Here is a 12,174-nt window from a genome sequence, read left to right as displayed (position 1 = left end):
GTTCAATAATCATTAACTAAAATTATTTATATGAAATTAATAATCATCACTGCCATTCGAGAATTTGAAGCAGAAATTAAAAAGCAATTGAAAAAGGCTGAAGTAACTACCTTTTCGTTTAAAAATGTTTCGGGATTTCTTGATACTAGTGAAAATGCATTGGAAACAAATTGGTTTTCTAGTGAAATGAATATCACTGAATCGATAGTGTTTTTTGCTTTTGTAAAGATAGAGAACGTAGATAGACTTTTTAAAGGTATCAATGAATTTAATGCCACTCAAGAAACACTTTCAAATATTCATATTGCAGTATTAAACGTTGAACAAACCAATCTAAATTAATAATTATGAAAAATCGAATCGTCAGAGCTGTAGCAGGAACTTTTATTTTAATTAGTGTTTTACTATCCATTTATGTAAATCAAAATTGGTTGTGGTTTACCGCTTTTGTTGGAGCGAACTTGTTGCAATCATCTTTAACCAAATGGTGTTTGATGGATACCATATTGAATAAATTAAATGTTAAGGATTAATCTTTAACAATCTATTCCAATACTTATTTTAATTTAATTGTCATTGGTAATGGCTCAAGAAAATATAAATAATTAGTTGGAAAATCTTTATGTACTGCGCTAACAGAAAAATAAATACGGATGTCGTATTTCAATACTGTAGCGCAGTTTTATTGTAAATAGTACAGTTGCTGTGCAGCACTTCAAAGCCTACTTTAGGAAATCTTAAGAATATACTAATCCATTCCAAATACAACCGGTTGCACCTTTGCTTAAAATAAAACAGCTATGATATCTTCAACCCACTTACATGCCATGGTAATCCACTTTCCCATCGCATTACTTTTTGTTGCATTTTTAAGTGAAGTAATTGGACTCCTCTTCAAAAAAACATTTTTTACCACAGCTGCTTTTTACTTGTTAATATTAGGTACATTTGGTACTATTGCAGCCTATTTTTCAGGCGGTGCCGCTGGCGAAGGCATGGAGGAAGGCACGCTCGGAAAAGCCATTGGCATGCACGAAGAAGCGGCTCTTATATCCTTATGGCTGGCGGTAGTTACCAGTCTAGTCTATAGTGCAATAGTTGTATTTAAGTACGAGCAAAAATGGGCAAAATTTAGTACTGTAGTAGTGATGGCTACTTTGATTGGTGCTGTTAGTCGCACAGCCTATTTAGGCGGACAATTGGTCTACAAACATGGGGCTGGAGTAGAATTGGCTTTGCCCGATTTTAACGAAACAGACAACACTCCAAATTAGAAGTGTTGTCTTTCTAATAATACTAAAATGAGAATTTTAATCGTAGAAGATGAACCCGCAATTTCAGGTTTCTTAAAAGAAGGACTTGAAGAGGAAGGTTTTGCTGTAGATGTAGCCGATAATGGACGAAAGGGTTTTGAACTCGCATTGGATTTTGTAAATGAATATGATGTCATGCTACTCGATTGGATGTTACCAGGAGTTAGCGGCATTGAAATTTGTCGCAATGTTCGCAAAGTAAACCAACAAGTACCTATTATTTTCCTGACGGCCAAAGATACGGTAGACGATACCGTATTTGGTTTAGAAACGGGGGCCAACGACTACTTGAAAAAACCGTTCGCGTTCGAAGAATTATTAGCCCGAATTAGAGTAGTGATGCGAAAGATTACTGGCGAACAGTCCGTTTTTTCTTTTGGAACTATTCAAATGAATGTCGACGTGCACGAAGTGACCAAAGCGGGAAAACAAATTGGCCTTACGCAAAAAGAATTTGCACTTTTAGAACTGCTGCTGCGCAATAAAGGAAAAGTGTGTCGTAGATCCCGAATTATGGAAAAAATATGGGACGTTCATTTTGACAAAGACACCGCAGTTATTGATGTTTTTATTAATGGATTGCGAAAAAAATTGGATCAAGATAACCAAGATTCTTTTATTCAAACCATAAGAGGTGTCGGATATCGAATTAACGAAGAGGAATGAGATTAAGCTTTAAAAAAAGAATAGCTACTTATAATTTAATTGCGATCGCTACTGTTTTAGCTGTCGCATTTAGCGCTATTTATGGCGTGGTCTATTTCACGTCCTATAAACACTTAGACGACGACATCAGTACCGAAAAAACGGAAGTGTTTTCTAATTTAGATTGGGAAGATGATACCATCATCATGAACAAAATGCCTGAATGGGAAGAATCAGAACACAAACAAATTGAAATTAATCCCACTTTTATCCAGATTGTCGATTTGAATGGGAAAACTGTATATAAATCGGCCAATCTTCAAGAAAACCATTTTCTTTTTAATCCAAAAAATAAAAGAACGGTTTATTACAATGCAACGATTAACCATCAAAAAATAAGACAAGGGCAGTTTCCTGTTTTTAATGATAAGCATAAAATAATTGGCCAACTTACTATTGGCATTTCCCAACAAGAATCGTATAATGTATTGCATAACTTAATGCTGGTGCTGTTAGCGACCTATATTCTTATTATTTTAATTTTATATTTCATCATGACTTTTGTAGCATCCAAAGCCATAGCCCCAATACAGCAATTGATTTTTTCGGCTTCGCAAATTAACTATGCCAACATAAGCTCCCGCTTGCCCTTGCCTGAAAATGAAGATGAAATCCATCAATTGGCCACCACAATTAATGACCTATTAAGCCGATTGGAAACCAGTTTTTACCAGCAAAAACAATTTACCTCGGATGCGTCCCATGAAATGCAAACTCCATTAGCCGCTATAAAGGGAATCATCGAAGTGCTTTTAAGAAAACCCCGAACAGCCGAACGCTACGAGGAAAAAATGCATGAAGTATTGGTTCAAACCAACCGTCTATCGTTATTGTACGACCAATTATTGCAGTTGGCCCGCTTAGAATCTTCTGTTTTGGTAGCCAAGAAAGAACCGGTAGTGCTGGATGCTATAATCAGAAAGATAGTCAAAACCCATGATGATTTAATTAAAAGTTACGGAATCAAAATATACAACAGGGTTCCATCTGATGCCGTAATACTTGCAGATGCTTTATTATTAGAAATGATTCTAGACAATTTAATCTCCAACGCGATTAAATACAATAAAACAAACGGAGTCCTCATTTTTAATTGGGAAACGGCTACCAAAACGCTGAGCATAATAGATGAAGGCATCGGAATTGACTCCAATCAATTACCCTTGCTGTTCAACCGTTTCTTTAGAGCCGATGATTCCAGAAGCTCTCAAATTCCCGGAAATGGATTGGGGCTGTCTATTGCCAAACGGTTGTGTGATGTACAAAATATTCCCCTTTCAGTTACTAGTGAGAAAGGGAAAGGCACTACGTTTCAATTGGAATTTCCTGACTAAAATTTTAGCTGATTTTAAGATTGTACTAAGAAAAGGAAAAGGCACCTCGGCTGACCTTTACATTGTTATAAATCTTAAACACTTATCTTATGAAAACGCAAAGCATCACCTTTGGTTTACTCCTTTTTGCCCTGATTCTTACTTCTTGTAAAAACACCGAAACACCAGCAACCGAAAAGCCCGTTACTGAAGTAGCAGCTTCTGCAGCTGATTCTGTCTCGCTGCAGCAAATCACTACCACTAAAGATTCTCTTAAATCCACAGAAAAAAACGGAAAAGAAGAAAAAGAAGAGAATGAAAAAAACGATAAATAAAAAAATAGAAATCATGAAAAAAAATGTAATCTTAATTGCCTTGACAATCACTACTGGAGTTTCCTTATATTCTTGCAAGAATGCAGAAGAAAACAAAACCGAAATGAAAAATCCAATTGAAACTATGGCTATTAGTGCTAAGTCAACTACTATTGGTTCACTTTCAGTGGCGGAGGCCCAAGCTAAAACCAGTGCCGATTTACAAGATGCTTTTAATGGAGAATCTAATGCCACAGCTCGTTATGCTGCCTTTTCTAAAAAAGCGGCTGAGGAAGGGTATAAAGAAATTGCACTGTTGTTTAAAGCCGCATCATTAGCTGAAAAAATTCACGCAGGAAATCATAAAGCAGTACTAGAAGAAATGGGTGTTGCCGTAAAACCTGCTGTTATTGATGTAAAAGTACTTTCTACTAAAGAGAACTTAGAGTTTGCCATCAAAGGAGAAGCCTACGAAGCTACAACCATGTATCCTAACTTTCTTAAAGATGCCAATGCCGCTGGAAACCAGTTAGCACTAATTAGCTTAAATTATGCCTACAAAACAGAGAAAAAACACAAAGAATTCTATGAACAAGCATTAGCTGCTCTAATTGACAACAAGACAAACACATTAGCCACAACTTATTTTGTTTGCCCAACATGCGGAAATACTTATGAAACTACAGCACCAAAACGTTGCGGTATCTCAATGACTAGCGGTGAAAAATTCATCAAAATTAATGCACTTTAAACTATAGAAATCATGGACCAAACTCATTTGCATTTATTAATTACACACTTACCCATTTTTGGATCACTATTAGGAACTTTTGTGTTGGGATATGCCCTCTGGAAAAAAAGTGACAGCACCACTCTTGCGGCCTACTATATGTTGGTTATTTCAGCAATTGGAGCCGCAATTGCTTATCTTACTGGGGAAGGTGCCGAGGAAACCGTAGAAAACATTCAAGGTGTTTCTGAAACAGTTATTGAACAACATGCCGACTTTGCGGTCTATGCCTTAATAGGATTAAGTATAGTTGGTGTATTTTCATTAATTGGAATTTACTTCGTTCACATCAAAAGTACCTTTGCAAAAACTATCGCTATAGCAACCTTATTTTTAGCGTTAATCAGTTTTGGATTGGTAGCTCGTACTGGCTACTTAGGTGGACAGATTAGACATACTGAAATTGCATCCGGTGCCGTCCAAAATGGAGCAGGACAAGGCGGAGAAGAAGAGGGCGATGACGATTAAACAAAATTTTCACGCATCAGTGATTACCTTAAGATTTCAAAAAAGCGACTTCCAAACGAAGCGCTTTTTTAGTAGTACTAAATAATTCAAGATACAGATATGATTGTAAATTGGTAAGAATCTGTTGGATAGTTTTTACTCGAACCGGTTTTGATAGTAGTATTTTTTAAATGACAGATAATAACTTTTATTAAATCTAATATTATATATTTAATCTCAAGTTTTACTAGGTATTGTAACAAGCGTCCATCAGCGTTAAAATTAATTATAAAATAATAAAAAAATGGTAACAATTGATAATTATTTAGATAGTCATTACATACACAGAAGTAATTGGTTAAGAGCTGCGGTTCTAGGTGCAAATGATGGAATAATATCCATTTCTAGTTTGGCGATAGGTGTTGCGGCAGCGAGTTCAGCTAGAGAACCTATTGTTTTAGCTGGCGTGGCAGGTCTTGTAGCTGGAGCTTTGTCAATGGCTGCTGGTGAATATGTTTCGGTGAGTTCGCAAACCGATACTGAAAAGGCAGACATTGAACGAGAAATAAAAGAACTGAAGGAAATGCCAGAGGAAGAGCTACAAATATTAGCGCAAATCTATGAAAAAAGAGGACTCAGCAAAAAAACAGCAATGCAAGTTGCTGTCGAATTTACTGCGAAAGATGCATTGAGTGCACATATTAGAGATGAGCTGGGCATAAACGAAATTAGTCAAGCAAATCCAATTCAAGCAGCACTAGCTTCTGGTGCAGCATTTACGATTGGAGGAATCTTACCACTCTTGGCAGTGTTTTTTGCACCCGTAATAGGAATGGAATACTGGTTGTATGGCTTCACCATAATTGCTTTAATTATTTTAGGTGGAATTGCAGCTAAAACAGGAGGTTCGAGTGTCAAAAAAGCTATTTTTCGTATAACGATTTGGGGAACAATTGCCATGGGTTTATCGGCTGTAGTTGGATATATTTTTGGTATTAAATTGTAATTTTTAATTCAAAGAAATTTAAATTCCGTTAACGAATAGTAGAATAGAAATTGATCTTTTATCCAATACAAATCAACACCAGATTTAGAATCTATGGATAGAAATAAAGCGAACAAAAAAGTCCATCTTCAAGATGGACTTTACTAGTTTTATGTTAGAATACTACTATCGAATAGGCTTATTTAATATCAAATCTAAATATAAATTAATCTTGTCTTTTAATTCTTTTCTTGGTGTAATGAAGTCAAGAAAACCATGGTCTAATACAAATTCAGCCGTTTGAAAACCTTCTGGCAAATCCTTACCGGTGGTATCACGAACTACTCTTGGACCAGCGAAACCAATCAATGCGCCAGGTTCAGAAATGTTAACGTCACCAAGCATGGCGTAGGAAGCCGTTGTTCCTCCAGTTGTAGGATCAGTACAAAGTGATATGTATGGAATTTTAGCTTCAGCCAACTGAGCCAATTTTACAGAAGTTTTTGCCAATTGCATTAACGAGTAGGCAGCTTCCATCATACGGGCTCCACCAGATTTTGAAATCATCACGAATGGTACTTTCTTTTTGATAGAATAATCTATTCCACGTGCAATCTTTTCACCTACTACTGCGCCCATTGAACCGCCAATAAAAGCGAAATCCATACAGCAAACTACTAAATCTTTTCCTTTAGATTTTCCAACTCCGGTTCTCACCGCATCTTTCAATCCTGTTTTTTCTATGGTGTCTTTTATACGGTCGGAGTATTTTTTGGTATCCACAAATCCTAAAGGATCTTTAGAAGTCATTTTAGCATCAAGTTCCTTAAATTCATTGTTGTCAAACAAGATTTCAAAATATTCTTTACTACCAATTCTAACATGAAAGTCATCCTCGGGACTAACCCAAAGGTTTCTTGCCAATTCATCTTGGTCAATAATTTTACCGGTTGGCGATTTATACCAAAGTCCTTTTGGAACGTCTTTTTTATCTTCAGTTGCGGTAGTAATCCCTTTTTCTGTTCTTTTAAACCAAGCCATAGTTTCTTTAATTGATAATTGATAATTGATAATTGACAATTCATAATTATCACTTATCAATTGTTAATTGTTAATTATAATGTGTTCACGTTGTTCAAATCGGCGAAAGCCTGCTCTAATCTTTTGTTGAAAGTTAATTCACCTTCACGTATCCATTTTCTCGGATCGTAATGTTTTTTGTTTGGTGAATCGGCTCCATCAGGATTTCCAATTTGTGTTTTTAAATAGTCAATATTATTTACCATATAATCACGAATTCCTTCTGTGAAAGCAAATTGCAAATCGGTATCAATATTCATTTTAATTACACCATATCCAATTGCTTCTCTAATTTCTTCTAATGTAGAACCAGAACCGCCATGAAAAACGAAATCAACTGGATTATTTCCAGTATTGAATTTATTCTGCACATAATCCTGAGAATTTTTAAGAATTTTTGGAGTCAATTTTACATTTCCTGGTTTGTAAACCCCATGCACATTTCCGAAAGCTGCCGCAATGGTAAATCGAGGTGAAATTTTAGATAACTCTTCGTAAGCGTAAGCCACTTCTTCGGGCTGCGTGTATAATTTGGAACTGTCTACATCTGAATTATCTACACCATCTTCTTCGCCACCCGTAATTCCAAGTTCAATTTCTAATGTCATTCCCATTTTGCTCATTCTAGCTAAATAGGCTTTACAAATTTCAATATTCTCATGAATGGGTTCTTCAGACAAATCAATCATGTGAGAAGAATACAACGGTTTTCCTGTTGCCACATAATGTTTCTCACTGGCTTCCAACAAACCATCAAGCCAAGGCAATAATTTTTTTGCACAATGATCGGTATGAAGGATAACTGTCGCGCCATAAGCTTCTGCTAAGGTATGAATGTGTTTTGCGCCTGCTATTCCTCCCGCAATTGCTGCTTTTTCATCAGCGTTAGAAAGTCCTTTTCCGGCGTTAAAAGCCGCACCACCATTCGAAAACTGAATGATAACTGGAGCCTTTAATTTTGCAGCAGTTTCCAATACGCCATTAATGGTACTAGAACCAATTACGTTTACCGCAGGAAGTGCAAATCCTTTTTCTTTTGCATAGTTGAAAATCGCTTGAACTTCATCACCAGTTGCAACTCCAGGTTTTATATTGTGAGACATAGTTATGTTTTTTTAAGTTACTATTTTCCCGAAATTTCGAGATAGGGTTACAAAAATAATAATTTCTAATTTTAGAAAGGATAATTAATCCCAATATTTAAAACAGATTTGTCAAATCGCATTTCTTTCAACCATTTTTCATTTTCTGGATTCGCCGGATTGTAGGTTTTGAAGCCTAAATCTATTCGAATAACAAAGAAATTAAAGTCATATCGGAATCCGAATCCCGATCCAACCGCAATATTTTCTAACGATTTTAATCCTGAAAAAATAGCATCTGGGTTAGTGACTATATCATTCACGTTCCAAATGTTTCCCGCATCCACAAAGAAAGCGCCATTTAACTGTTGGAAAATACCAAAGCGAAATTCTGTACTAAACAACAGTTTCATATTCGCTTCGTTAAAATCCTGAACAGAACCTGTTTTTCCTGGGCCCAAATTATAAGACTGCCAAGCTCGAATATCATTGGTTCCTCCAGCAAAATAACTTCGCGAAAAAGGAACGCTGTTCGAATTCCCATAAGGAATTGCAATTCCTACAAACGCTTTAGTTGCCAATATTTTTTTACGGGTTAAATCCCAATGTTTAATAAATTCAAATTCGGTTTTGATGTATTGCGAAAATTCAACGCCAAAAGCAGTTTGCGAACCGTTTTGCGTAAGTTGTGAAGCTTCGGCTAACAAGGAAATCCAATTCCCGGCAGATTCTATTTTCCCTTTAAAAGCATAAAAATTGTTGTCTCCTAAATCTTTCTGAGATGTTTTTGAAAACGTAAGGCTGGCGGCGAAAATTAAGTTGTCTTCTGTTAATCGTGTTTTTTGTTCCCCAATACTTCTTATGATTTTTAAATCGTTTGCACTCGGAGTGACAATGGGAGTTGTACCCAAAACATCATTTAAAAAACCATTGGTACCGGAATCAATTTTTAATTTGCCAGTGTTAGTATCAATATAATTAGTGTTGGTGTTGTAAATGTCTGCTAAATCATTTAATGCGTTGAACGATGATCGATATACATTAAAATAATTACTTGGATTTATATTTTTCACAAACTGAACATTCAGCAAATCTAATCGAAGACTTGTGCCTTTTTTTGGCGTCCAATTGTACACGAGTGAACTTGTAAAGTTTTGTTTATCCAATCCAATATTAGTTTGTTTTGAATATCCTGCACTAATTGTAGTGTACGGAATCATCGATTTTGGAATAATTTTATCTGTTTTAAACGGAAAAAATATTCTTGGAAAATTTAGTTTGGCATCCACCCCAATTTCCGAAATGTTAAAGAAGTTATTATTTGGATTCGCCAAATCTTTCGATGCGCCAATATTTCCTCTAAACCCAATTTCAAAGGTTTCAGCGCCGTTAAATATGTTTCGAATGCCTAAAAATGTGTTTCCTGAAATCCCAAAATCCTGAATATTAGAATGCGTAAAATCGGCAGAAAAACCAAAAGTATATTTTTTTCTTGGCGTCAGATAAATGTTGGCAATCAATCCGTTTTTGTCCTTTTCATCCTGAATATATTGAATTAAAGGATAATTGAAAACTTTTAAATTACTCAAGTATTTTGAAGTAAGCGTAGTTTTGAAATCTGAAAAGTAATTTCCTTTGGTTACAAAAATCCCATCTGTTAAAGACTTTGGGCGGTATTTTAATTTGTCTACACTATATAAGGTAAAATCTTTATAGGTAGTACTGTCATTAATTGCAGCATTTTGGTTTGCTGGATTATGATCGGTGTAAATATTGACTTTACTAATTTTATACAGTTGAAAAGGCACATTATATAAACTGTCTTCCACTCGTACTGTTTCATTTTCTATAATTAAATCGACATTGGCAAGATGCTTTTTAGTTAATGTGTCAATATCATAGCGTACATAATTCTGTTGGAAACGAAATGCACCGTTGTTTCTGAAACTTTCAGTAATCCTAGCTGTTTCACTATCAAAATCAGAATATTTAAGACGTTGTCCTGTTCTTATCAAAGAATTTTTTTTACGCAATTGATAAATAGAATCCAAAGGTTTACTCGAAATAAACGATTCAATACTATCAATGATATACGGTTTGCCCTTTACAATTTCGTATTTTAATTTTACTTTTTTCTTACCAATACTATCAATTTTATAATTGGCAGTAACATCAAAATAACCACGCGAATAGTAATAGGATTTCAAGCGTCGAAGTGACTTTTTTGTACTAGACGTATCCAAAATAACGGGTGCTTCCCCCGTTTTTCTTAAAAAATCATGAATGCCCGAGTACCAAAAGGACTGGCCTAATCGATTGACTTGTTTTTTAGAAAGCCATTTTACTTTTCGATTGTATTTACTTGGGTTTTTGGTAAATTTAGCTTTGTAAATCGAATCTGTTTTTTGTTTGGCCAAATTATAGATATTCAGACGAAGACGATAGCCAAGTAGCGAGGTATTTTGTTTTTGATACAACTGATTAAAAACATCTTCTACCTTGTTTTTCTTTCCATCTACAATAATATCATTTTTGGTTAAAAGACTTTTCCCGTTAGGAACTCTTTTTGTGGTATTACATCCAAAGATAATTACTCCAATTAAAATAAATAATGATATTTTTGTGATACTATTTTTCAAGTGTGGTGAAATATTTAATTCAAAAGTACAGTATTTTATGGTTAGTAAAAACCAAATAAAACTAATTACAAGTCTTCAACAAAAAAAATACCGAAATGAGCATCAATTGTTTATTGCCGAGGGTGTAAAAGTAATACAGGAATTGTTACAATCAAATTTTGTACTCGAACATTTATTCGTAACAGAAGCTATTTTTGAAGAAGTATCGCTTTCACGGAAAACAGTGGTCAAAGAACCCGACATGAAACGGATTTCTGCTTTGCATACGCCAAGTTCGTGCTTGGCTATTTTTAAAATTCCAGTAAAAACCAAAATGGAGACGCAAGGATTGATTGTGGTCCTTGAGGATATTCGTGATCCGGGAAATTTAGGAACCATCATCCGTCTTTGTGATTGGTTTGGTGTAAAACAATTGGTTTGCTCATTAGAAACTGTCGATGTTTATAATCCGAAAGTTATCCAATCTACAATGGGTTCTATCAAAAGAGTGAATGTAAGTTATGTCGATTTAGATAAATTTATTTCCGAAAGTCAGCTTCCTGTCTTTGGAACTTTTATGGATGGCAAGAATGTTTACAACGAAGCATTACCAAAAGAAGCAATATTAATTTTAGGAAACGAAGCCAACGGGATTTCACCTAATTTGGAAAAGACCATTAAAAATAGAATTGCTATTCCGCGATTTGGTGCTATTCAGCAAACAGAAAGTTTAAATGTAGCTACAGCAACGGCTATTTTCCTCAGCGAATTCAGAAGAACTATGCAATAACAAATTAGTGAAACGTAAAGTTGATTAAAACGGCTCTAGTCTTCAGTGATTCCACATTGCCAGTCCAGGGACTGTTTGGGTCAGCATCGGGAATCAGTTCATTTTTCAAACCAAAAACGCCACGAATTGAAGGCGAGAACTTGAAATATTCGAAATATAAATCAATTCCAAAACCCAATTGATAGTTTTGTGTCCAAGGTTTTACTCTAAATTTTTGTTGTAAATTATCGTCTTTTGATTTCGAATTACTGGAAAGATTTAAAGTCGCAGATAAGCCGCCCACAAGGTATGGGCGAACATTTCCAGTCCTCAGGGAAGAGAATTTTATCAGCATTGGAAAATCAATATAAGTTGCTTTTACTTCTCTCAAACCGTCCCTTTCAGTATTAAACTGAGCATAAGTCAGCGTTCTACTAGCATAATACAGTCCTGGTTCAAAGCGAAGTTCTATATATTCGTGGAGACGAAGTACGCCCACCAATCCTACATTAAATCCGGTATTCCCTTTCACGTCAATGCTCATCCCATTATCGACATTGGTTTTGTAATCGGTTTTAAAATCAAAACTACTAAAACCCAAATAGTAACCCCAATATACGCGTTGTACATCAAAATTTTCGAGATTGACGATCGGATCTTTTGTAAACATACTTTTGCCCAATTGTGCTTTGGCTTGTATTGAAAATAGTAGGATTAGGAGAACTATTTTTTTCATATTAGTGCTGAAAAACGTCAAT

The 12,174-nt window shown here is 35.2% G+C and carries 14 protein-coding genes; 10 read left to right on the top strand and 4 right to left on the bottom strand.

Features of this window, described 5'->3' with window-relative positions; translation table 11 throughout:
* Positions 1-30: 30 nt before the first annotated feature.
* From PSU83_RS12900 to PSU83_RS12860, 9 genes are all read left to right on the top strand, one after another.
* On the top strand, positions 31-342 hold the full coding sequence (locus PSU83_RS12900) for a hypothetical protein (RefSeq protein WP_300589951.1): 312 nt from the start codon (positions 31-33) through the stop codon (positions 340-342).
* 5 nt (positions 343-347) lie between these two features.
* Positions 348-533 carry a DUF2892 domain-containing protein gene (locus PSU83_RS12895; protein WP_300589950.1) on the top strand — a complete coding sequence of 62 codons (186 nt, stop codon included), beginning with the start codon at positions 348-350 and terminating at the stop codon, positions 531-533.
* Positions 534-800: 267 nt separating this feature from the next.
* Positions 801-1,274, top strand: coding sequence for a DUF2231 domain-containing protein (locus PSU83_RS12890; protein WP_300589949.1), 474 nt, complete (start codon positions 801-803; stop codon positions 1,272-1,274).
* Between the two features lie 27 nt (positions 1,275-1,301).
* Entirely contained in the window at positions 1,302-1,979 is a 678-nt protein-coding gene (locus PSU83_RS12885; RefSeq protein WP_300589947.1) for a response regulator transcription factor, read from the top strand.
* Entirely contained in the window at positions 1,976-3,352 is a 1,377-nt protein-coding gene (locus PSU83_RS12880) for a HAMP domain-containing sensor histidine kinase (RefSeq protein WP_300589945.1), read from the top strand. The genes PSU83_RS12885 and PSU83_RS12880 overlap by 4 nt, the downstream gene beginning before the upstream one ends.
* Before the next feature lie 89 nt (positions 3,353-3,441).
* Positions 3,442-3,666, top strand: coding sequence for a hypothetical protein (locus PSU83_RS12875; protein ID WP_300589943.1), 225 nt, complete (start codon positions 3,442-3,444; stop codon positions 3,664-3,666).
* Positions 3,667-3,679: 13 nt separating this feature from the next.
* Positions 3,680-4,396 carry a ferritin family protein gene (locus tag PSU83_RS12870; protein WP_300589942.1) on the top strand — a complete coding sequence of 239 codons (717 nt, stop codon included), beginning with the start codon at positions 3,680-3,682 and terminating at the stop codon, positions 4,394-4,396.
* 12 nt (positions 4,397-4,408) lie between these two features.
* Positions 4,409-4,903 carry a DUF2231 domain-containing protein gene (locus tag PSU83_RS12865; protein WP_300589941.1) on the top strand — a complete coding sequence of 165 codons (495 nt, stop codon included), beginning with the start codon at positions 4,409-4,411 and terminating at the stop codon, positions 4,901-4,903.
* Positions 4,904-5,186: 283 nt separating this feature from the next.
* The gene (locus tag PSU83_RS12860) at positions 5,187-5,888 is read left to right on the top strand and encodes a VIT family protein (RefSeq protein WP_300589940.1); all 702 of its coding nucleotides are present in this window, start codon (positions 5,187-5,189) and stop codon (positions 5,886-5,888) included.
* A gap of 165 nt (positions 5,889-6,053) precedes the next feature.
* Here the strand turns inward: PSU83_RS12860 and accD are convergent, their stop codons facing one another.
* From accD to PSU83_RS12845, 3 genes are all read right to left on the bottom strand, one after another.
* Positions 6,054-6,908, bottom strand: coding sequence for an acetyl-CoA carboxylase, carboxyltransferase subunit beta (gene accD, locus PSU83_RS12855; RefSeq protein ID WP_300589988.1), 855 nt, complete (start codon positions 6,906-6,908; stop codon positions 6,054-6,056).
* Positions 6,909-6,982: 74 nt separating this feature from the next.
* Positions 6,983-8,050 carry a class II fructose-bisphosphate aldolase gene (gene fbaA, locus PSU83_RS12850; protein ID WP_300589939.1) on the bottom strand — a complete coding sequence of 356 codons (1,068 nt, stop codon included), beginning with the start codon at positions 8,048-8,050 and terminating at the stop codon, positions 6,983-6,985.
* A gap of 71 nt (positions 8,051-8,121) precedes the next feature.
* Positions 8,122-10,668, bottom strand: a complete 2,547-nt coding sequence (locus tag PSU83_RS12845; RefSeq protein ID WP_300589938.1) for a BamA/TamA family outer membrane protein — start codon at positions 10,666-10,668, stop codon at positions 8,122-8,124.
* Positions 10,669-10,705: 37 nt separating this feature from the next.
* On the opposite strand from PSU83_RS12845, the gene PSU83_RS12840 reads away from it, so the two are divergent.
* Positions 10,706-11,437: an RNA methyltransferase gene (locus PSU83_RS12840; protein WP_300589936.1), complete on the top strand. Its 732-nt coding sequence runs from the start codon at positions 10,706-10,708 to the stop codon at positions 11,435-11,437.
* Between the two features lie 4 nt (positions 11,438-11,441).
* Here PSU83_RS12840 and PSU83_RS12835 read toward each other — a convergent pair whose 3' ends face one another.
* The gene (locus PSU83_RS12835; protein ID WP_300589935.1) at positions 11,442-12,152 is read right to left on the bottom strand and encodes a porin family protein; all 711 of its coding nucleotides are present in this window, start codon (positions 12,150-12,152) and stop codon (positions 11,442-11,444) included.
* Positions 12,153-12,174 lie beyond the last annotated feature (22 nt).

This window comes from Flavobacterium sp., from assembly GCF_029945805.1.
Lineage (GTDB): Bacteria > Bacteroidota > Bacteroidia > Flavobacteriales > Flavobacteriaceae > Flavobacterium.
This window is presented reverse-complemented; position numbering and strand designations above follow the sequence as displayed.